The organism is Streptomyces sp. NPDC048734 (genome assembly GCF_043198675.1).
In the GTDB taxonomy this organism is placed as follows: domain Bacteria; phylum Actinomycetota; class Actinomycetes; order Streptomycetales; family Streptomycetaceae; genus Streptomyces.
In genome coordinates this window covers 81,073-101,055 of the sequence record NZ_JBICUZ010000005.1, presented here as the reverse complement: position 1 = coordinate 101,055, position 19,983 = coordinate 81,073, and the positions used below count along the sequence as shown (strand labels likewise).

Here is a 19,983-nt window from a genome sequence, read left to right as displayed (position 1 = left end):
AGGGTTTGGCAAAGAAAGTAAAGACACGGGGAACCTTGGCGTGCCCTCGCGGCGTTCATAGGGGTAGCTGTAGCTTCGTGCCTGTTACACAACGAGGGAAGGACTCCCAACAATGGCTGTAAGCCTGTCCAAGGGTGGCAACGTCTCGCTCACCAAGGAGGCTCCGGGCCTGACCGCCGTCACCGTGGGCCTCGGCTGGGACGTCCGCACCACCACCGGCACGGACTTCGACCTCGACGCCTCGGCGATCGCGGTCAACCCGCAGGGCAAGGTCTACTCCGACGCCCACTTCGTCTTCTTCAACAACAAGCAGACGCCGGACCAGACCATCGTCCACACCGGTGACAACCGCACCGGCGAGGGCGCGGGCGACGACGAGGCGATCAACGTCAACCTCGCGGGCCTCCCCGCCGACATCGACAAGATCGTCTTCCCGGTCTCCATCTACGACGCGGAGAACCGCTCGCAGAACTTCGGTCAGGTCCGCAACGCCTACATCCGCATCGTCAACCAGGCCGGCGGCGCCGAGATCGCCCGCTACGACCTGTCGGAGGACGCGGCCACCGAGACGGCCATGGTCTTCGGCGAGCTGTACCGCAACGGTGCCGAGTGGAAGTTCCGCGCCGTCGGCCAGGGTTACGCCTCGGGCCTGGTGGGCATCGCCCAGGACTTCGGCGTCAACGTCTGACGGACGCGACGCCCTGTCGGAGCCCTCGGCCGCGCAGGCCGGGGGCTCCGCCGTTTCCGGGGGCTCTGCCGTTCGCGGGGGGCATCCGGCCCGAGCAGGTGACCGGGGCACCGGCCCAGGAGGCCGAGCCGGTGTGGCCGCGGGGCCCCGCCGGGCCGCTCGACGCGCGGGAGGCTTCGCACGGCGGCCACTGACCGCGGGTCAGGGGCGTTCCGGCCGGTCCCTCCCGTACAGCCAGTCGCGCCAGAGCGGTTCGAAGTCCTGGTCCGGGACCTGCTCCTCCACGTACGCCGTGAAGTCGCCGGTGTCCGCGTTGCCGTGGCGGTGGGCGGCGGTCCAGCCCTGCACGAGGTCGTGGAAGGCGTCGTCACCGACGGCCTGCCGGATCTTGTGGACGACCATCGCACCGCGCTGGTAGACGGGGTCGGCGGAGATCTCGGCGGCGCTCGTGGGCCGCGCGGGCGGGAACTCCCAGAGGTCCTCGTAGGTGTCCTCACCGTGCTCGTACAACTCGGTGAAGGTCTCCTCCGCGGTGGGGCCGCCCTCGTCCTCCGTCCACAGCCACTCGGCGTAGGTCGCGAAGCCCTCGTTGAGCCACATGTCCCGCCAGGTCCTCGGGGTCACGGAGTTGCCGAACCACTGGTGGGCGATTTCGTGGACGAGGAGTCCGACCTCGGGGGCGCCCGGGAAGACGGGGCGGTTCTGTGTCTCGAGGGCGTACGCGGAGTCGCGCGGGCGCTCGACGATCGCGCCGGTGGAGGAGAAGGGGTACGGGCCGAAGTTGTCCGCCGCCCACTCCACGACCTCGGGCAGCCGGGCCAGCGCGGTGCGGCTCGCGGCGGCCTGGGTGGGGTCGACCGCGACGTACACCGGCAGGCCGTCGCCGGTGCGGGACCGGGTGACGGTGTACCGGCCGATCGTGAGCGTGGCGACGTGGCTCGCCACGGGTTCGGCGGCGTGCCAGGCGAACGTCGTACGGCCGCCGGTGGTCCGCTCCCCGCGCGGCTCCCCGTTGGACACGGCCGTCAGGCCCCGCGGCACGGTGACGGCGAGGTCGTAGGACGCTTTGTCGGAGGGGTGGTGGTTGCCGGGGAACCAGGCCATGGAGCCGGTCGGTTCGCCGAGCGCCAGTGCCCCGTCGGCGGTCCGCAGCCAGCCCTCCTCCGAGCCGTCCGGGTCGGTGATCGTCTCGGGGCGGCCGGCGTAGCGCACGGTGACCTCGAAGGTCTCGCCCTTGCGGAGGCGGTCCTCGGGGCGGACGGTCAGCTCCTGTCCGTCGCGCTCGAAGGACGCCTGGCGGCCCTCGACGGTGACCTCCTCGACCGTCATGCCCGTCAGGTCGAGGTCGAAGGCGGAGAGGGGTGCGGTGGCGCGGGCGGTGAGGCGTGCGGTACCGGACAGGCGGCGGCCGGCGGGGTCGTAGGCGAGCTCGAGGCCGTAGTGCCGGACGTCGTAGCCGCCGTTGCCCGCCTTCGGGAAGTAAGGGTCGCCGACCCCCGCGCCGCCGGCGTCGTCGTCCGGCCCGCCCCCGTCGCAACCGGAGAGGGCGAGGGGCAGTGCGAGACCCCAGACGGCGGCCACGGCGACGGCCCTGACAAGGCGCGCGGATCGGGACATGTGAGCGATCCTAGGCGGGCGCGGATCAGGACATGTCAGGGATCGCGGGACCGCGCGGACCGGGAGATGCCGGGGATCGCGGGACCGCGCGGACCGGGAGATGCCGGGGATCTCAGGGGCGCCCGCCCCTTCGGACCCGTGACACCATCACCTACGTGCTCGACATCGGCTACGCCCTCTCCAACCGCTTCCCCGACCCCCCGCAGACCGACTACCGCCGCGCGGACGTCCACGCGCTGCGGCACGACCTGTTCTGCGGGGACGTCTACCTGGCCGACACCAAGGCGGACCGGGAGATCTCCACGGCCTGGGGATGGGTGCCGGTGCTCGACTTCGCGTGGGCGCTGTGCGACATCGTGGAGCGGCTCGACCAGGACCCCCGGGGCTCCCGCGCCTCCCGCCCCCAGCACGCGGAGCTGGACTTCACCGAGTCCACCGACCGCATGCTCTTCGAGCGCCGCTTCGGCTGGGTCGACATCGAGGCCGACTGGATGCCGGCCGAGGAAGCCCCGCTGACCTTCTCCCACGCCGAACTGCGCCGCGAGGCACGCGACTTCCTGCACGACCTGATCGCGGACCTGGTCGACCTCCACGACGACCTGGACGAGAACCCGGCGATCTGGACCCTCCAGGCCCGCTTCCCCCGACTGGGCTGAGCAGCACCCACGCCGCCCCGGCCGGGCCCCACCCCGACCGGCCGCCACCTCGTCGGGCCCTGCCCCGGCCGACCGGACCGCGCCCCGCCTGCCCCCCTCACCCGCTCGGCGTCGGCCGCACCGCACCGCCCCGCCCCGCCGCCGAGCGTCACCGGGTACCCCGCCGACGTGCCGTGCGGCAGGCGCCCTCTGCCAGGTACCGGAAACCCCTACATGCCCTCCTCCGCCGGCAGCGGCACCGTCTCCTCGCGCGGCCGTGCCACCAGCACGTTTCCGTAGAACGCCCCCACCCGTCTCAGTCCTCCACCCTGATCCCCAGCTCCGCCGCCAGCACCGGCGCCAGGTCCAGCAGTTGCCCCGTGCTGATCACCGCACCGGACAGCCGGTCCAGGCCGCCCGCGATGCCCAGCTCCGTCGCGCCGCGCAGGTCGGTGTCCGTCAGGGTCGCCGCCGTGAAGTCGGCCGACTTCAGAACGCAGTCCACGAACTCCACGCGCTCCAGGCGGGCGCCCGCGAAGTCCGGCTCGATCAGCACACAGCCCTGGAAGACGACGTCCCGCAGCCGGGCCTGACGCAGATTCAGAAAGTCGATCTTGCCGCCGCGGATCAGCACCCGCTCCAGCACCGCACCGTGCACCTGCGTCCCGCCCAGGCGGGCGTCGACCAGCTCGACGTCGCGCAGGGTCGCCTCGGCCAGGTCGGTGCCGACGCCGCGGATGCCGGTGAGGACCGAGTCGAGCAGGCGGGCGTGGTGCAGACGCGCCCCGTCCAGCACGCAGCCCGACAACGCGCAGTCCATGAAGCGGGCGCCCCCGCCGTCCTGCCCGGAGAGGTCCGACCCGCGGAACTCCAGCCCGTCGTAGTCCCCGTCGGGTTCCAGCCCCGCGCCGTCGTACGGCTCGAGGGGCGGCAGCCGCACCTCCGGCCGCCGCGCGGCCTTCACCCGGCCGCCACCGCCCGCGGCCGTCCTCGCCCTGCTCCCGCCACCCGCGCCCGTCCTCGCCATGTCCCCATGCTGCACCCCGCCACTGACAATCCCCGCCGACCTGCGCGAACGCCCCCGCCCGGCGCCCTGCTCGTCCCCGGCCGGAACGGCCTTGACCTCAAGCGTGCTCGAGGTCGCAGAGTGGGCGCACAGGGTCCCGCACGACCGTGCGGGACCGCGCGGGGCCGGGCCGGTCCACGCGAGCGACTCCGGGGAGAACCTCATGCACGCCGTCCGCCTGCACGCCTTCGGCCCGGCCGAGAACCTCACCTTCGAGGAGGTCGAGGACCCCCTCCCCGCGCCGGGCCAGGTCCGCGTCGCCGTCGGGGCGGCCGGCGTGCACCTGCTGGACACCGCCCTGCGCGAGGGCCTCCAGGGCCCGCAGCCTCAGCCGACGGTGCTGCCGACCGTCCCGGGCCGGGAGGTCGCCGGGGTCGTCGAGTCCCTCGGCGAGGGGGTGGACGGCGCGTGGCTCGGCAGACGCGTCGTCGCCCACCTCGGCTTCGCTCCCGGTGGTTACGCCGAACTCGCCGTCACCGACGTCGACCGCCTCCACGGGATCCCGGCGAACCTGGACGCCGCCCGGGCGGTCGCGATGATCGGCACGGGCCGTACGGCGCTGGGGATCCTCCAGTTCGCCGAACCGGACCCCGGCACGGTGGCCGTCGTCCCGGCCGCCGCGGGCGGCATCGGCACCCTGCTCGTGCAGTACGCGAAGAACGCGGGCGCCACGGTCGTCGGGCTCGCCGGCGGGCCCGCGAAGACGGCCCTGGTCCGGGAGAACGGCGCCGACCTCGCCGTCGACTACACCGACCCGTCCTGGCCGGGGAAGGTCCGCGCCTTCCTGGCCGGCCGGCCCGCCACCGTCGTCTTCGACGGCGTCGGCGGCGAGGTCGCCCGCGAGGCGGTGGCGCTGCTCGGCCCCGGCGGCAGGCACCTCGTCTTCGGCTGGTCGGCGGAGGGCGTCGGGGACGGCAGGGGCCACTTCGTGGACGGTGTCTCGCAGTCGGTCCTCGGCCCGGCGATGCTGGAGAGGGCGGGCGGTCTGCGCGCCCTGGAAGTGCGCGCCCTCACCGAGGCCGCCACGGGCCGCCTCGTCCCCTCCGTCCACCGCTTCCCCCTGCGCGAGGCGGCCGCCGCCCACCGCGCCCTGGAAACCCGCCGGACGACCGGCAAGGTCGTCCTGGAACCCTGACACGGGCGCGGCGGCTCAACGGCTCGCCGAAGCCGCTCGCGGCGGCCGCTCGAAGCCGCCCGGAGCCGCACCGAGCCGCCCGGCGGGCCGGCTCAGTGCCGTCCCGCCACCCGGTCCGCCATCCGCGCCAGCCGTGACGACCCGGCGCTGTGGGTCCGCGTCTCCCGGCGGTCGGCCGCCCGGTAGGTGGCGTACATGCCCTGCACGCCCAGCCAGCGCAGCGGCTCCGGCTCCCACCGGCGGACCCGGTGACCGACCCACGGCAGCTCCGTCAGCGGTGTCCGCCCGCCCTGCCCGGAGTCCAGCCGGACGAGGTCGCACAGCGTGCGCCCGGCGAGGTTGGCGGTGGCGACGCCCGAGCCGACGTACCCGCCCGCCCAGCCGAGGCCCGTCGAACGGTCCAGGGTGACCGTCGCGCACCAGTCCCGCGGCACGCCGAGCACCCCCGACCAGGCGTGCGCGACCCGTACCCCGGCCAGCGCGGGGAAGAACGCGACGAGGATCTCGCGCAGCGCCTCGACGGTGGCCTCCCGCGTCCGTCCGTCGTGGTCCGTCCTGGACCCGAAGCGGTACGGCACCCCGCGCCCGCCCAGCGCGATCCGTCCGTCGGCGGTGCGCTGCGCGTACATGTAGGCGTGCGCCATGTCTCCCAGCGTCTCCCGGCCGTCCCAGCCGAGCGCCGCCCACTGCCCGTCGGTCAGCGGCTCGGTGGCGATCATCGAGGAGTTCATGGGCAGCCAGGTCCGCCGCTGCCCCTTCAGCGAGGCCGTGAAACCCTCGGTGCACCGCAGCACGTACGGCGCCCGCACTGTCCCGTACGGCGTCACCGCGTGCCCCGCCCGGATCTCGGTGACCGGCGTCGACTCGTGCACCACGACGCCCAGCGCCTCGACGGCCGCCGCCAGCCCCTTCACCAGCTTCACCGGGTGCACCCGCGCCCCGTGCGGGGTCCACGTGGAGCCGACCGCGCCGGCCACCCGGACCCGCGCGGCGGTCTCCCGGGCGCCGTACAGCTCACGGTCCTGCTCGCCGTACGCCAGTTCGTGTGCGTGGAAGGCCTTCAGCCGCGCCAGCTGGGCGGGCGTACGGGCCACTTCGAGGACCCCGCCGCGCTGCACGTCGGCGTCGATCGACTCGTCGCCGGCCACCCGGATCACCTCGGCGACGGTGTCGTTCATCGCCCGCTGCAGGCGTACGGCGGCGTCCCGGCCGTGCAGCCTCGCGTACCGGTCGCGGCCCGCGATGCCGTTGTAGAGCCAGCCGCCGTTGCGCCCGGAGGCGCCGTACCCGCAGAACCGCTGTTCCAGGACGGTGATCCGGAGGAAGGGCGCGGCCTTCTTCAGGTAGTACGCGGTCCACAGCCCCGTGTAGCCGCCGCCGACGATCACGACGTCCGCGGAGGCGTCACCGGAGAGCGGCTCCCGCACCGCGGGCAGGCCGTCGTCCGCGTACCAGTAGGAGATCCCGCCGTTCACGACACCGCTGCTCATGGCCGGACGCTAACCCGCCCGAACAGCCGGTGTCTCCTTCGGATTCCGTCGCCGGCGGGAAGGAATGGAGCCCCCTGTCGGACTCGAACCGACGACCTTCGCTTTACAAGAGCGGTGCTCTACCAACTGAGCTAAGGAGGCGTGCGCGTCGCGTGCGGCGGGCGCGCCCGAGCAGTGTACCCAGGTCGCCGGGGGCCGCTGTCGAGAATTTCCGCGAAGTTCACATGCCTCTGGGTACTGACAGACCGGGCGAACGCCAGGTAGCGTCCAGATCCGGTTCACTCATGTGGACTACACCTTCTCGGGTGCTGCCCGGGACGGCTCACCACCTTCCTACAACGGATCGTCCGGCACGTTCCTGCCGGTAGAAGGGGGCCCATCACCATGGCCACTGTCACGTTCGACAAGGCGACCCGGATCTACCCGGGTTCCACCAAGCCCGCCGTCGACGCACTCGAGATCGACATCGAGGACGGCGAGTTCCTCGTCCTGGTCGGCCCGTCGGGTTGCGGCAAGTCCACCTCGCTCCGGATGCTCGCGGGGCTCGAGGACGTCAACGGCGGCGCCATCCGCATCGGCGACCGCGACGTCACGCACCTGCCGCCGAAGGACCGGGACATCGCCATGGTGTTCCAGAACTACGCGCTCTACCCGCACATGACCGTCGCCGACAACATGGGCTTCGCGCTCAAGATCGCCGGCGTCAACAAGGCGGAGATCCGGCAGAAGGTCGAGGAGGCCGCGAAGATCCTCGACCTCACCGAGTACCTGGACCGCAAGCCCAAGGCCCTCTCCGGCGGTCAGCGCCAGCGTGTCGCGATGGGCCGCGCCATCGTGCGCGAGCCGCAGGTCTTCCTCATGGACGAGCCGCTGTCCAACCTGGACGCCAAGCTCCGCGTGTCGACGCGTACGCAGATCGCCTCGCTCCAGCGCCGCCTCGGCATCACCACCGTGTACGTCACCCACGACCAGGTCGAGGCCCTCACCATGGGCGACCGGGTCGCGGTCCTCAAGGACGGTCTGCTCCAGCAGGTCGACACCCCGCGCAACATGTACGACCGCCCGGCGAACCTCTTCGTGGCCGGCTTCATCGGTTCCCCGGCGATGAACCTCGTCGAGGTCCCGATCGCCGACGGCGGCGTGAAGTTCGGCAAGTCGGTCGTGCCGGTGCAGCGTGACGCGCTCTCCGCCGCCACCGACAAGACGGTCACCGTCGGCGTGCGTCCCGAGCACTTCGACGTGGCCGGCGCCGACTCCGACCAGGGCCTCGCGGTCGTCGTGAACGTGGTCGAGGAGCTGGGCTCCGACGCCTTCGTCTACGGCACCGCCACGGTCGGCGGCGAGTCGAAGGACCTCGTCGTCCGCGTCGGCGGCCGCAACGTCCCGGAGAAGGGCAGCACGCTGCACGTCGTGCCGCGCGCCGGTGAGACCCACGTGTTCTCGACCTCCACGGGCGCGCGCCTCTCCGACTGAGCGACGACCGAAGCACGCCCGGCCGGGCGAAGCACCCGCACCGGCCACCCGCACCGACGAGAAGGGCCCCGCGGCAGCTGCCGCGGGGCCCTTCTCGCGCGGGATCCGTACGGACGCCGGAAACCCCGGCACAACGGGCGTTTCGAGCAGTGAGCGTCAACGCCTTACCCAAAAAGAGGCCTCACTCCATCCCCCGACCGGGTGACTAAATGTCGCCAAACCATTACCCCGCGCTACCCTCACACGCGTGAAGCACTCCGTGAACCACTCCGCCACCCAACCGTCGCGACGCGGCCAGGGCCCCGCCCGACGGATCGGCCGTTCGCTCGCCCTCGTCCTGCCCGTCGTCATGGTGCTCTCGGGAACCCTCGCGGTCACCCGGGTCAACTGGTCGGGGAACCCCTCGGATTCGGTGCTCACCGCCTCCGACGTCTCCACCGTCCACCGCACCGCGCAGGGCGCCGCCAAAGCCCCGCAGGACGTCCTGCGCGACCGGCTGCTGACCGAGCTCCAGGAGAAGGACCCGGGCACCGCGCTGACCCACCTCCAGGCCGCGGTGAACGGCAAGCCGTCCCTGGCGAAGCACTGCACCTCCATCGCCCGCGCCCTGGGCCGCGCCGCCGTCCGCATCTACGGCCCCTCGCGCGCCCAGTCCTACACCCGCCCGGTGTGCGACACGTCCTTCGCCTCGGGCGTCCTGGCGGCGCGCGGCTAGGGTCCGTCCGGCGGATCAGGCCGGGCTCGGCCTGATCCGAACGGCGGACCGCGGGGCGTCGTGCGCCTCGTAGGGGAGCCTCTCGACGGGTCGAGGGCGCCGCGTACAGTTCGGGCATGACCGATCCGCGCGCCGCGTCCCGACCCACGCAAGCCGTCATCCTGGCCGGTGGCCAGGGGTCCCGGCTGCGTCCCTACACCGACGACCGGCCCAAGCCGATGGTCGAGATCCCCGGGACGGGGACGCCGATCATCGGCCACCAGCTGGGCTGGCTCGCCGAGGAGGGCGTGACGGACGTCGTGGTCTCGTGCGGCCACCTCGCCGACGTCCTCGAGAACTGGCTGAACTCCGCCGACCTGCCGCTGAAGGTCACCACGGTCGTCGAGACCGAGCCCCTCGGCCGCGGCGGCGGCCTGAAGTACGCGGCCGCCCGTCTGCCCCACCCCGAGCGGCCCTGGTACGCCACCAACGGCGACATCTGGACCCGCTTCTCGCTGCGCGACATGGCGGACTTCCACACCGAGCGCGGCGCGGTCGCCACCCTCGCGCTGGCCCGGCCGCGCATCCCGTGGGGGGCCGTGCAGACGGACGGCTTCGGCCACATCACGGACTTCATCGAGGCCCCGCCCACGACGTACGAGGTCAACGCCGGCGTCTACGTCTTCTCCCCCGAGTTCGCCGGGCTGCTGCCCGAGCGCGGGGACCACGAGCGGACCACGTTCCCGCGGCTGGCCCGCGAGCTGCGGCTGGCCGGCTTCCCGATCCCGCAGGGCGCGTACTGGCGTGCCATCGACACGGCGAAGGACCTCACGGAGGCGGCCAAGGAGCTGGCGGCGCTGGGCCGCTGACGGCCGGACATGCCGGAGCGATGGGCCCCGCTCGCTTCCTCGAGCGAGCGGGGCCCATCGCCGTACGGAGGATGGCCGCCCGGAGGCCTTCGTCCGGATCAGGCCGGTCCGGTCCGATCCGGTCCGATCCGATCCGGTCCGGACGAGAGGTCCTAGCCCAGGATGCCGCCCACCAGTCCAGGTCGGTCCGCCGACGGCGAGCCACCGTCCGAACCGCCGTCAGAGCCGCCGGTGGAACCGGAGGTGCTGGTGCCGCCGGAGGTGGGCCCCGAGGTGGTGCTGGGGGCCTCCTCGACCGGGCTGGACCGCTCCGGCGGGGCTTCACCGCCGCCGGTGCCCTGGGTCTGGCTGGGGGCGCCGCTCGTGGCGGTCCCGGTGTCCCGCGTGGCGCCCGGAGCGGATTCCTCGTCCCGCGTCGGCGCCTCGGAGGTGCTGCCCTGGGTCGGCGAGGTGGACGCGGACGGGGTCCTGTTCGGCCGGCGCCCGTCGGACTCCTCGGGGAGCGGCGAGCCGGGCAGTTCGTTGCGCGGGGCCTCGCCCGGGCCGGGGACGACGACGCGGTCGGCGTCGCGGACGGCGCTGCCGAGCAGTGACCCGGTCAGCAGGGTGAGCCCGACGACGATCGCGGTGACGAGGGCGCCGCGGCGCAGCACGTAACGGCGCAGCTCCCACAGGTCGGACCGCGGGCCGAGCCGCCGCCAGGCACCGGCGGCGAGGCGGCCGTCGACGGAGTAGACGGGGGCGCCGGCGATGACCAGCGGCGACCAGGCGGCGAGGTAGATGATGTCGGGCGTCTCGTAGACCGGGACGGTCTTCCAGCTGACGGTGAGCAGGAGCGCGGCCGAGAGCATGGCGCCGAAGCCGGCCGCGACCCGCTGCCAGCAGCCCAGGACCGTCAGGACGCCCACGACGACCTGGAGGAAGGCGATCACGAGACCGGAGCCGACGGGGTGGTGCAGGGCGAACTGGCGCAGCGGCTCGGCGACTTCCCACGGGTGCAGGGTGTTGAGCCACTTCACCATGGAGCCGCGCTCGCCGCCGTCGAAGTAGACGGGATCGCACAGCTTGCCCATGCCGGCGTAGACGGAGATGAAGCCGAGGATGACGCGCAGCGGGAGCAGGACGACGCCGAGGTTCATCCGGCGGCCGGGGTAGTAGGCGTGCCGGGCCGGGTCGGCGTGGTGCCGTCTGCCGCGCGAGCCGGTGTCCGCCGCGGCGGCGGCCTCCGCGAACTCCTCGAACCGGCCGTCGTCGTGGGCCGGCCGGTCGTAGCCGGACTCGCCGTAACCGGAACTGCCGTAACCGGACTGGTCGTAGCCGGGCTCGTCGTAGGCGCTGCCGACGGCGCGCATCTGCGGCAGGAGCCGCTGTCCACCGTCGCCGTGGGTGCGCTGGGCGCCGACGAGGGGGGTTTCGAGGGTGTGCGCGGTGAAGTCGCCGTCGTAGCCGTCACCGATGCCCACGCGGGGGATGACCTGGGTGGCTCCGGCGTCGGCGGGCGGTTCGCCGTGGCCGACGCTGCCCGCCCGCACGGCTTGGAGCAGCCGGTGGGCGCCGGTGTCGTCCGGTGCGGACCGGCCGCTCCAGACGACCGGCCGGCGACGGGCGGCACGGGCCCCGGTGACGGGGATGCGCGCGGTGTCCTCGGCGACGCCCGCGTGCCGGGAGACCCGCGGGGATTGGCTGCGTCGCGCCGACGCTCCCAGCTGCACGCGGAAACTCGCGTGATTGACGATGATCTGCGCCGGGTCGCTCGGCACCTTCACCATGCTCAGCGCGGGAGCGTCGTCGAAGCCCGACGAGAGGTCCCCCGTGGGTGTGCGGGGTGTTCTGGTGTCCACACTCATCTAACCGAGTGACGTGTGCTTAGGACACTGCCTTGACCCGCCGGATCTGTCCGGACAGCGTCAAGGTTGCCCGACGCGCCGAGATTACCCCGCAAGGGTGAGACGGCGGACGGGCGTGCGACCCGTCCGCCGTCGGACGCCCGTCCCGGGACGGAGTGGTCCGACCCCGGGACGGAGTGGTCCCAGCCCCTGTCCCGGCCCTGGCTCCGACCCGTCTCAGTCCCTGCGCCGAGCCGCCTCGTACAGCACGATCCCCGCCGCCACACCGGCGTTGAGCGATTCCGCGCCGCCCGGCATGGGGATCCGCACCCGGTGGTCACAGGTCTCGCCGACGAGACGGGACAGGCCCTTGCCCTCGCTGCCGACGACGATGACGACCGGGCCGCTCAGGGCCGCCAGCTCGCCGATCTCGGTCTCGCCGTCGGCGGCCAGACCGACGATCGTGATGCCGGCCTTCTTGTACGCCTCCAGGGCGCGGGTGAGGTTGGTGGCGCGGGCCACCGGCGTGCGGGCCGCCGCGCCGGCGGACGTCTTCCAGGCGCCGGCGGTCATGCCGGCCGCGCGGCGCTCGGGGACGACGACGCCGTGGCCGCCGAAGGCGGAGACCGAGCGGACGACGGCGCCGAGGTTGCGCGGGTCGGTCACGCCGTCGAGGGCGACGATCAGCGGGTCCTCGCCGTCGTCGTAGGCGGCGCTGGCCAGGTCCTCGGGGTGCGCGTACTCGTACGGCGGGACCTGGAGGACCAGGCCCTGGTGGTTGAGGCCGTTGGTCATGCGGTCCAGCTCGGGGCGCGGGGCCTCCATGAGGTTGATGCCGCCGCGCTCGGCCGCGAGCTGGAGCGCCTCGCGCACCCGCTCGTCGTTGTCGATGAACTGCTGGACGTACAGCGTGGAGGCGGGCACGCCACCGCGCAGCGCCTCGACGACCGGGTTGCGGCCGACGACCAGTTCGGAGGGCGACTTGCCGCCGCGGCCGCGCGGCACCGGACGGCGCGCGGACTGCTTGGCCTTCGCGGTGGCGAGGCGGTTCTTCTTGTGCCCCTTGCGCATCTCGGCGGGCGGGGTCGGGCCCTTGCCCTCCAGGCCCCGGCGCCGCTGGCCGCCACTGCCGACCTGCGCGCCCTTCTTGCCGGACATGCGGCGGTTGTTGGCTGCCATGACCTACCCGTCTGTCGTGAAGCGTGCGTGCGTACGTAATGCAGTGTGCCGCCCGGACACCCGGGCGGCACAATCGATCAAGAATGCATCAAGGATCGATCAAGGGTGCGCTCAGCGCGGGCCGAGCGTCCAGCGCGGCCCCTGGGGGCCGTCCTCGATGGACAGCCCCGACTGGTTGAGCTGGTCGCGGATGGCGTCCGCGGTGGCCCAGTCCTTGCGGCCGCGCGCCGCCTCCCGCTGGTCGAGGACCATGCGGACCAGGGTGTCGACGACGCCGTGCAGGTCCTCGCCCCGGTCGGATTCCCCGGCCCAGTGCGGGTCGAGGGGGTCCAGGCCGAGGACGCCGAGCATGGCGCGCACCTCGGCGAGGCGGGCCACGGCGGCTTCCTTGTCGTCGGCGGCCAGGGCGGAGTTGCCCTGCCGGACGGTGGTGTGCAGGACGGCGAGGGCCTGCGGGACGCCCAGGTCGTCGTCCATCGCCTCGGCGAAGGCGGGCGGCACGTCGGCGGCGGGCTCGACGACTCCCCCGGCCTTCTCGACGACGCGCTGCACGAAGCCCTCGATCCGCGCGAACGCCGACTCGGCCTCGCGCAGGGCCTCCTCGCTGTACTCGATCATCGAGCGGTAGTGCGGGGTGCCCAGGTAGTAGCGCAGCACGATGGGGCGCCACCGCTTGACCATCTCGGAGACCAGGACGCTGTTCCCGAGCGACTTGGACATCTTCTCGCCGCTCATGGTGACCCAGGCGTTGTGCACCCAGTACCGCGCGAACTCGTCGCCGTAGGCCTTGGCCTGGGCGATCTCGTTCTCGTGGTGGGGGAAGATCAGGTCCAGGCCGCCGCCGTGGACGTCGAAGGCGGAGCCCAGGTACTTGTGGGCCATCGCCGAGCACTCCAGGTGCCAGCCGGGACGGCCGCGGCCCCACGGGGTCTCCCAGTCGGGCTCGCCCGGCTTGGCGGCCTTCCACATCGCGAAGTCACGGGGGTCGCGCTTGCCGGTGATGCCGTCCTCGGCCGGCTGGCGCAGGTCGTCGATGTCCTGGTTGGACAGCGCCAGGTAGCCGGGGAAGGAACGCACGTCGAAGTAGACGCTGCCGTCGGCCTCGTAGGCGTGGCCGCGCTCGATGAGCCCGCGCATCATCTCGATCATCTCGGGGACGTGTCCGGTGGCCCGCGGCTCGTAGGTCGGCGGGAGGCAGCCGAGGGCCCGGTAGCCGTCGTCGAACGCCCGCTCGTTCTCGTACCCGATGGACCACCAGGGGCGGTCCTGGTCGCGCGACTTGGCGATGATCTTGTCGTCGATGTCGGTGACGTTCCGGATGAACGTGACGTCGTAGCCGCGGTGGGCGAACCACCGGCGCATGATGTCGAAGTTCAGGCCGGAGCGGATGTGCCCGATGTGCGGGGCCGCCTGCACGGTGGCGCCACACAGGTAGATCGAGACGCAACCCGGCGTGAGCGGGGCGAAGTCACGGATCTGCCGGGCGCTGGTGTCGTACAGGCGAATGGTCACCACTCCAGGGTAGTGGGCGTGGGCGGGTGCCCGACACCTTCCACCTTTTCGCCGGTGGGGTGCCCGCAGCCGACGGGCCGGGATTACGCGCCCGTACGGCCGGCAAGGCCACGGGGGCCACGCCCGCCCGGCCGGTGGGGCCACGGGGGCCACGCCCGTCCGGCCGGGGGGGCCACGCCCGTCCGGCCGGGGGGGCCACGCCCGTCCGGCCGGGGGGCCCGGACTCCGCGCGGCCCCCGGGCCGCGGCCCTCAGCCCTGTCGCACCTGTCGCACCACCAGCGCCGTCGCCACCGCCATCAGGCCCTCGTCCCGGCCGGGGAAACCCAGCCCGTCCGTCGTCGCGCCCGACACCGAAACCGGCGCTCCCGCCGCCTCGGAGAGGATCTTCTGCGCCTCCTCGCGACGCTTGCCGATCTTGGGGCGGGGGCCGACGACCTGGACGGCGATGTTGCCGATGCCGAAGCCGGCGGCGCGCACGATCCGGGCCGCCTCCGCCAGCAGCGTCACGCCCGAGGCGCCGGACCACTCGGGGCGGCCGGTGCCGAAGTGCTGCCCGAGGTCGCCGAGCCCGGCGGCGGAGAACAGCGCGTTGCACGCGGCGTGCGCGACGACGTCCGCGTCGGAGTGACCGGCCAGGCCCGGCCCTTCGCCCTCCCACCTCAGGCCCGCGCACCACAGTTCGCGGCCCTCCTCGAAGGCGTGGATGTCGGTGCCGATGCCGACCTGGGGCAGCAGGGGCGGCACCGGGGTCGTCTCAGAACCCATCGTTGAGCCTCCTACGGGCGAGGACCGCCTCCGCGAGGACGAGGTCCAGCGGGCGGGTGACCTTGAAGGCCTCCTCGTGACCGGGGACGGCCACGACGGTCAGGCCGAGCCGCTCGACCATGCCGGCGTCGTCGGTGACGTCGTCGGTGACGGTCTCGTGGGCGCGCACGAGGGTGGCCCGGTCGAAGCCCTGCGGCGTCTGCACGGCCCGCAGCCGCGCCCGCTCGGGCGTGGCGACCACCGGCTCGGGCGTGCCGGGGACCTCGGCCGGTTCGACCTCCTTGACGGTGTCCGCCAGCGGCAGCGCCGGCACGACGGCGGGGGCGCCGTCACGGACGGCCTCGATCACGGCGTCGACGGTGTCGACGGGCACCAGCGGCCGGGCGGCGTCGTGCACGAGGACGATGTCGTGGCCGGGCGGCAGGGCGTCGAGGCCGAGTTTCACCGACTCCTGGCGGGTCTCGCCGCCGGGGACGACGACGAAGTCGGTGCGGTCGGGGAGCGCGTGCGCGTCGAGCAGCGACCTGACCTCGGCGGCGTCGTCCGGCGGGGCCACGACGACGACGAGGGAGACGGCCCGGGAGGCGGCCAGGGCCCGCACCGCGTGGATCAGCATGGGGGTCCCGCCGAGTGTGCGGAGCGCCTTGGGGGCGCCCGGACCGAGGCGTACGCCCCGGCCGGCGGCCGGGATCACCGCGGCCGTGCGGGCGGGGGCGGGGGCGGGAAGCGAATCGTCAGACATCGGTTCCTGTCAGGTTTGTGTGCTCGGCCTACGTGGGTACGGAGACAGCGTGCCGGGTGCGACGCCCTGACCGGACCCTTCCGTGACACCGGTCGAGGCAGTGAGCGGCCCGGGCCCGGCACGCCGGGCTTCGGGGGCTTGCGTCCGAGGTGAACACGCGCGGCGCCGCCATGGGCGCAGACGCGTCCACGCGTCGGCGTTTCGGGCATGAACATGCCGCAGCGCCCGGCGACGGGGATACGTCATCGGGCACCGCGGCATTTTCACTGCGCTGAGCGAGCTGAGCTGAGGCCGGCGGGTCTCGGCGTCAGGACGCGAGGACCTCGTCGAGCAGGGCCTCGGCCTTGTCCTCGTTCGTGTTCTCCGCGAGCGCGAGCTCGCTCACCAGGATCTGGCGGGCCTTGGCGAGCATGCGCTTCTCACCGGCGGAGAGTCCGCGCTCACGCTCACGGCGCCACAGGTCACGCACGACTTCCGCGACCTTGATGACGTCGCCGGAGGCGAGCTTCTCCAGATTTGCCTTGTAACGACGCGACCAGTTCGTGGGCTCCTCGGCATACGGCGCGCGCAGCACCTCGAAGACCCGGTCCAGCCCGTCCTGACCGACCACATCACGTACGCCGACGAACTCCGCATTGTCCGCTGGCACACGTACCGTCAGGTCACCCTGGGCGACCTTCAGCACCAAGTAGGTCTTGTCCACGCCTTTGATCTGGCGAGTTTCGATGGCCTCGATCAGCGCGGCCCCGTGATGGGGATAGACCACGGTGTCGCCAACCTTGAACGTCATGTGACAGGTACCCCTTCCGTGGCTATCCAGGGTAACACGGAAACTGCGGGTTCTGAATGACGTTTTCGCAGGTCAGGGCATATCTCGGGGCTTGACAACAGCAACAGGAACGTGCTGCGACCGGGTGGCGGAAGCAGGTATTCGCAGGTCGGAGCGGCTCTTCGCGGGGGGCGAAACGCGCACGTCACACCCGTCCGGAGACCCCTCCGGACGACCGAAAATCACCAAATGTCCGCTTCCGGATGTGCGACTTCCGCTACTCCGTTCGGTGTCCGGGGCGGGATCCGAGCCGTTTCCGGAATTGATCACGCGGCCGGCCGAACAGGCGGTGATCAATTCCCCTGACGCCCGCGCATTCCCGCCCGGAAAATCCACGCCCCCCGGTGAGCGGCGCTTATGTGAATGCACGACCACATCCCGGCGATCACCTGGAAGCCAATGTGACTCGCGGGTCACTTGTGGCTGCCGGGACAGTTGTGACCGCTGTGACGGGGGACCCCGCGCGACCGCCGATGTGCGCCCGGACCGCTCCAGAGGCGGGTCGGGTGCGGCCGCGCGGGAACGGCTCGGTAACCTAAGGCCGCTGACAGACCCTTAGGGCGGCTTTATCCAAGGAGCTGCCCCTGCGTTCCCAAGGAGTTGCCGCCGCCGTGAGCAGCAGCCTTCGACGCGGCGCCCTCGCCGCCTCCGCCCTCGTGTTCTCGATCGCCACGCTCGCCGCCTGCGGCGCCGGCAACGACGCTCAGACACTGCAGATCAAGCCGGACAACGCCGCCACCAGCGTGGGCGACATCAAGCTGCAGAACGTCGTCATCATCACCCAGCCCGACCCGGAGGCCACGGGCCCCGCCGCCATCTCCGCGACCGTCTTCAACAGCGGCAGCAAGGCGCAGACCCTGGAGTCCATCGCCGTGGACGGTGCCGACGGCACCGCCGAGATCAAGCCCGCCAAGGGCGCCGGCAAGCTGACGGTCCCGGCCGGCGGCTCCGTCGTCATCGGCGGCGAGAACAACGCCACCGCCAGCCTCGCCGGCACCCCCGAGGCGATCCAGGACGGCAACGCCCAGAAGGTCACCTTCACCTTCAGCGAGACCGGTGAGGTGAGCCTGCGCGCCTTCGTCGTCCCGGCCGAGCACTACTTCGCCGAATGGGGCCCGAGCGACATCCCGAGCGCCCCGGCGGAGTCCGCCTCCGGGTCGCCGTCCGCCGACGAGTCGGCCTCCGCGACCCCGGGCGCCGAGAGCGGGAGCCCGACCGACACGGCCTCCCCGAGCGTCTCGCAGTCGGAGACGGCCGGAAGCTGAGCGCCGTACGCCTGTCACGTACGTACGACGAAGGGGCGGTACCCCCGCGGGGGTACCGCCCCTTCGTCGTGAGCCCCGGCAGATCACCGCTCACGGTTCACGGTCTGCGGCTGACGGTACGCGGCTGCCGGTTCACGGCTCGAACTTGTAGCCGAGGCCCCGCACCGTCACCAGGTACCGCGGGGCGCCCGGGTCGGGCTCGATCTTCGCGCGGAGGCGCTTGACGTGGACGTCGAGGGTCTTGGTGTCGCCGACGTAGTCGGCACCCCAGACGCGGTCGATGAGCTGCATGCGGGTCAGGACGCGGCCCGCGTTGCGCAGCAGCATCTCCAGGAGGTCGAACTCCTTGAGGGGGAGGTCGACCTTGGAGCCGGAGACGGTGACGACGTGGCGGTCGACGTCCATACGGACCGGGCCGGCCTCCAGGGCGGCCGGGGTGACCTCCTCCGGCTCACCGCGGCGCCGCAGCACCGCGCGGATGCGGGCCACCAGCTCGCGGGAGGAGAACGGCTTGGTGACGTAGTCGTCGGCTCCTATCTCGAGGCCGACCACCTTGTCGATCTCGCTGTCCTTGGCGGTCACCATGATCACGGGGACGTTGGAGCGGCCGCGCAGCTGGCGGCAGACCTCCGTGCCGGGCAGCCCCGGCAGCATCAGGTCGAGAAGCACGAGGTCGGCGCCGTTGCGCTCGAACTCGTCGAGTCCGTCGGGACCCGTGGTCGCGACGGCGACCTCGAAGCCCTCCTTGCGGAGCATGTACGACAGGGCGTCGGAGAAGGACTCCTCGTCCTCGACGACGAGCACTCGGGTCACGGATGGGCCTCCGGGGCGGAAAGCGTCTGGTACGCGGTTGACTCGGGGGGTGAGGCAGGTGAGGCAGGTGAGGCATGGGGGGTGCCGGCGGAGGTCCCGCCCTCCACGTCGCCGTCGAGGTCGGGGTCGGGGGGCTGCTGGCCGCGGTCACGGGCGGCGCCCGCCTCCGGCAGTCGCAGCGTGAACGTGGAGCCCTGTCCCTCAGCGCTCCACACCGCGACCTCCCCGCCGTGCGAGGCGGCCACGTGTTTGACGATCGCCAGCCCGAGGCCCGTACCGCCGGTGGCACGGGAGCGGGCGGGGTCGACCCGGTAGAAGCGCTCGAAGATGCGCTCCTTGTCCTTGTCCGAGATGCCGATGCCCTGGTCGGTCACGGCGATCTCGATCAGTTTCCCGCCGTGCGCGGTGACCCTGCGGGCGGCGATGCCGACGCGGGTGCGGGCGGGTGAGTAGTTGACGGCGTTCTCGACCAGGTTGCCGAGGGCCGCTGCCAGCTGGCCGCGGTTGCCCCAGATGCGCAGGTCGGCGGTGCCGTCCACGCGTTGACCGGCACCGGGCTCGAGCCCTTCGGCCGGGCCCACGTTCGCGGCCATGGTGATCTGTTTGGCGCCGGCCTGGTGCCGGCAGCGGTCGATGGCCTCGGCGACGAGTTCGTCGACGCGGACCGGTTCGGCGTCCTCCAGGGGGTCGTCGTTCTGGACCCGGGAGAGGTCGATCAGCTCCTGGACCAGGTTGGTCAGGCGGGTCGCCTCGATCTGCATCCGGCCGGCGAAGCGCTCCACCGCCTCGGGGTCCTCGGAGGCGTCCATGACGGCCTCGGAGAGCAGGGACAGGGCACCGACCGGGGTCTTCAGCTCGTGACTGACGTTCGCGACGAAGTCGCGGCGGACGGCCTCGATGCGCCGGGCCTCGGTGAGGTCCTCGACGAGCAGGAGCACGAGCCGCGAGCCGAGCGGAGCCACCCGGGCCGACACCGCGAGGGCTTCGCCCCGGCCGGTGCCGCGCCGGGGCAGGTCAAGTTCCACCTGCCGTATCTCACCGTCGCGTCGCGTGTCGCGTGCCATCAGGAGCATCGGCTCGACGGCGAGCTTGCCGCCGCGCACCAGCCCGAGGGCGTACGCGGCGGAACTCGCCTTGACGACGGCGTCGGCCTCGTCGAGGACGACGGCCGAGGAACGGAGCACGGACAGGACGGTGTCCACGCCCGGCGGAAGCACGGGATCGGTGTGCAAGGAGGTCCTGGTGGGTCGGTTCTGGTCGCGTTCGCTCCAACGGAACGCCAGCATCGCGATGACACCGGTGAGCACCCCGGCGATCGCTGCCGCTGCGGCGACCGCCGCGTTCACGTCCATGCGTCCAGGTTAGGCATGCGATACGGCCTGGC

The 19,983-nt window shown here is 72.7% G+C and carries 18 protein-coding genes and 1 tRNA gene; 7 read left to right on the top strand and 12 right to left on the bottom strand.

Features of this window, described 5'->3' with window-relative positions:
* Nucleotides 1–112 precede the first annotated feature (112 nt).
* Nucleotides 113–688, top strand: a complete 576-nt coding sequence (locus ACGFQC_RS15400) for a TerD family protein (protein ID WP_109000378.1) — start codon at nt 113–115, stop codon at nt 686–688.
* A gap of 201 nt (nt 689–889) precedes the next feature.
* Here ACGFQC_RS15400 and ACGFQC_RS15395 read toward each other — a convergent pair whose 3' ends face one another.
* The gene (locus ACGFQC_RS15395) at nt 890–2,305 is read right to left on the bottom strand and encodes a M1 family metallopeptidase (protein ID WP_363086825.1); all 1,416 of its coding nucleotides are present in this window, start codon (nt 2,303–2,305) and stop codon (nt 890–892) included.
* A gap of 155 nt (nt 2,306–2,460) precedes the next feature.
* Here ACGFQC_RS15395 and ACGFQC_RS15390 point away from each other — a divergent pair, with 155 nt between their 5' ends.
* The gene (locus tag ACGFQC_RS15390; protein ID WP_363086826.1) at nt 2,461–2,961 is read left to right on the top strand and encodes a hypothetical protein; all 501 of its coding nucleotides are present in this window, start codon (nt 2,461–2,463) and stop codon (nt 2,959–2,961) included.
* A 295-nt stretch (nt 2,962–3,256) separates the two neighbouring features.
* Here ACGFQC_RS15390 and ACGFQC_RS15385 read toward each other — a convergent pair whose 3' ends face one another.
* On the bottom strand, nt 3,257–3,967 hold the full coding sequence (locus ACGFQC_RS15385) for a pentapeptide repeat-containing protein (RefSeq protein WP_363086827.1): 711 nt from the start codon (nt 3,965–3,967) through the stop codon (nt 3,257–3,259).
* Nucleotides 3,968–4,169: 202 nt separating this feature from the next.
* On the opposite strand from ACGFQC_RS15385, the gene ACGFQC_RS15380 reads away from it, so the two are divergent.
* Entirely contained in the window at nt 4,170–5,141 is a 972-nt protein-coding gene (locus tag ACGFQC_RS15380) for a zinc-binding dehydrogenase (RefSeq protein WP_363086828.1), read from the top strand.
* 92 nt (nt 5,142–5,233) lie between these two features.
* Here the strand turns inward: ACGFQC_RS15380 and ACGFQC_RS15375 are convergent, their stop codons facing one another.
* Together ACGFQC_RS15375 and ACGFQC_RS15370 are read right to left on the bottom strand one after the other, a co-directional pair.
* The gene (locus ACGFQC_RS15375; RefSeq protein WP_363086829.1) at nt 5,234–6,631 is read right to left on the bottom strand and encodes an FAD-dependent oxidoreductase; all 1,398 of its coding nucleotides are present in this window, start codon (nt 6,629–6,631) and stop codon (nt 5,234–5,236) included.
* A 65-nt stretch (nt 6,632–6,696) separates the two neighbouring features.
* Nucleotides 6,697–6,772 (bottom strand) — tRNA-Thr (locus ACGFQC_RS15370).
* 243 nt (nt 6,773–7,015) lie between these two features.
* Between ACGFQC_RS15370 and ACGFQC_RS15365 the strand changes: the two genes are divergently transcribed.
* The 3 genes from ACGFQC_RS15365 (at nt 7,016) to ACGFQC_RS15355 (ending at nt 9,667) form a co-directional block, all read left to right on the top strand.
* Entirely contained in the window at nt 7,016–8,104 is a 1,089-nt protein-coding gene (locus ACGFQC_RS15365) for a sn-glycerol-3-phosphate ABC transporter ATP-binding protein UgpC (protein ID WP_363086830.1), read from the top strand.
* A 247-nt stretch (nt 8,105–8,351) separates the two neighbouring features.
* Nucleotides 8,352–8,819, top strand: a complete 468-nt coding sequence (locus ACGFQC_RS15360; protein ID WP_363086831.1) for a hypothetical protein — start codon at nt 8,352–8,354, stop codon at nt 8,817–8,819.
* A gap of 116 nt (nt 8,820–8,935) precedes the next feature.
* Nucleotides 8,936–9,667 carry a nucleotidyltransferase family protein gene (locus ACGFQC_RS15355; RefSeq protein ID WP_363086832.1) on the top strand — a complete coding sequence of 244 codons (732 nt, stop codon included), beginning with the start codon at nt 8,936–8,938 and terminating at the stop codon, nt 9,665–9,667.
* A gap of 152 nt (nt 9,668–9,819) precedes the next feature.
* Here ACGFQC_RS15355 and ACGFQC_RS15350 read toward each other — a convergent pair whose 3' ends face one another.
* The 6 genes from ACGFQC_RS15350 to ACGFQC_RS15325 all read right to left on the bottom strand — a co-directional run bounded on the left by ACGFQC_RS15350 (nt 9,820) and on the right by ACGFQC_RS15325 (nt 16,482).
* Nucleotides 9,820–11,514, bottom strand: coding sequence for a DoxX family membrane protein (locus ACGFQC_RS15350; protein WP_363086833.1), 1,695 nt, complete (start codon nt 11,512–11,514; stop codon nt 9,820–9,822).
* A gap of 216 nt (nt 11,515–11,730) precedes the next feature.
* On the bottom strand, nt 11,731–12,672 hold the full coding sequence (gene rlmB / locus ACGFQC_RS15345) for a 23S rRNA (guanosine(2251)-2'-O)-methyltransferase RlmB (protein ID WP_363086834.1): 942 nt from the start codon (nt 12,670–12,672) through the stop codon (nt 11,731–11,733).
* Nucleotides 12,673–12,783: 111 nt separating this feature from the next.
* Nucleotides 12,784–14,184: a cysteine--tRNA ligase gene (cysS, locus tag ACGFQC_RS15340; RefSeq protein WP_363086835.1), complete on the bottom strand. Its 1,401-nt coding sequence runs from the start codon at nt 14,182–14,184 to the stop codon at nt 12,784–12,786.
* A gap of 250 nt (nt 14,185–14,434) precedes the next feature.
* Nucleotides 14,435–14,950: a 2-C-methyl-D-erythritol 2,4-cyclodiphosphate synthase gene (gene ispF, locus ACGFQC_RS15335; protein ID WP_363086836.1), complete on the bottom strand. Its 516-nt coding sequence runs from the start codon at nt 14,948–14,950 to the stop codon at nt 14,435–14,437.
* Nucleotides 14,940–15,692 carry a 2-C-methyl-D-erythritol 4-phosphate cytidylyltransferase gene (gene ispD / locus ACGFQC_RS15330; RefSeq protein WP_363086837.1) on the bottom strand — a complete coding sequence of 251 codons (753 nt, stop codon included), beginning with the start codon at nt 15,690–15,692 and terminating at the stop codon, nt 14,940–14,942. The genes ispF and ispD overlap by 11 nt, the downstream gene beginning before the upstream one ends.
* 307 nt (nt 15,693–15,999) lie before the next feature.
* On the bottom strand, nt 16,000–16,482 hold the full coding sequence (locus tag ACGFQC_RS15325) for a CarD family transcriptional regulator (RefSeq protein WP_003953493.1): 483 nt from the start codon (nt 16,480–16,482) through the stop codon (nt 16,000–16,002).
* A gap of 650 nt (nt 16,483–17,132) precedes the next feature.
* On the opposite strand from ACGFQC_RS15325, the gene ACGFQC_RS15320 reads away from it, so the two are divergent.
* Nucleotides 17,133–17,786, top strand: coding sequence for a DUF461 domain-containing protein (locus tag ACGFQC_RS15320; RefSeq protein ID WP_363086838.1), 654 nt, complete (start codon nt 17,133–17,135; stop codon nt 17,784–17,786).
* A 132-nt stretch (nt 17,787–17,918) separates the two neighbouring features.
* On the opposite strand, the gene ACGFQC_RS15315 is transcribed toward ACGFQC_RS15320, so the two are convergent.
* Nucleotides 17,919–18,599 (bottom strand): response regulator transcription factor, encoded by a 681-nt coding sequence (locus ACGFQC_RS15315; RefSeq protein WP_015659563.1) that lies wholly within the window; start codon nt 18,597–18,599, stop codon nt 17,919–17,921.
* Complete coding sequence (locus tag ACGFQC_RS15310; protein WP_363086839.1) at nt 18,596–19,951, bottom strand: ATP-binding protein; 1,356 nt, start codon at nt 19,949–19,951, stop codon at nt 18,596–18,598. The genes ACGFQC_RS15315 and ACGFQC_RS15310 overlap by 4 nt, the downstream gene beginning before the upstream one ends.
* Between the last annotated feature and the right edge of the window lie 32 nt (nt 19,952–19,983).